This window comes from Mesorhizobium sp. BHbdii, assembly GCF_053848045.1.
Genome location: NZ_JBSPKX010000329.1, coordinates 1 through 395, shown reverse-complemented (window position 1 = coordinate 395; position 395 = coordinate 1). Strand labels below are relative to the sequence as shown.

Sequence of the window (395 nt, the reverse complement as noted above, 5' to 3'; positions counted from 1 at the left end):
ATGTGGCCGACAAGGTGCTGGCGACCGACGAGAGCGCCGACCGGCAGGCGATACTGGCCAATTTCAGCGCTCACGCGCAGGACACCACCTTTGCCACCCAGCTTCTCTATCGCTTGCGCGATGGTTCGCAGAATGCCGGCAAGGCCCTGGAATGGCTGGAAGGCGAGCTCGAAAAGACCGGCTCCGATGCCGAGGAGATCATCATCTCCGAGCATCACACGCTGTCCAGCGGCAATGTGACGACCGGCAACATCATCCGCGGCCTGCGCCTTATCAACGACGTCGACTGGACGGTGTGGTTCGAAGGCGTCAGCCGCATCGATACCGTGCTGCGCGAGCGCACCGACTTTGCCGCGCTCGACTTCTTCTCGCGCGACCAGTACCGCACCGCGATC

1 protein-coding gene is annotated in these 395 nt (G+C 63.0%); it reads left to right on the top strand.

Annotated features, from left to right (window positions below; translation table 11 throughout):
• Nucleotides 1–395 (top strand): hypothetical protein (locus ACWTU8_RS33285; protein WP_455851436.1); only part of this gene is annotated, 395 nt, incomplete at both ends.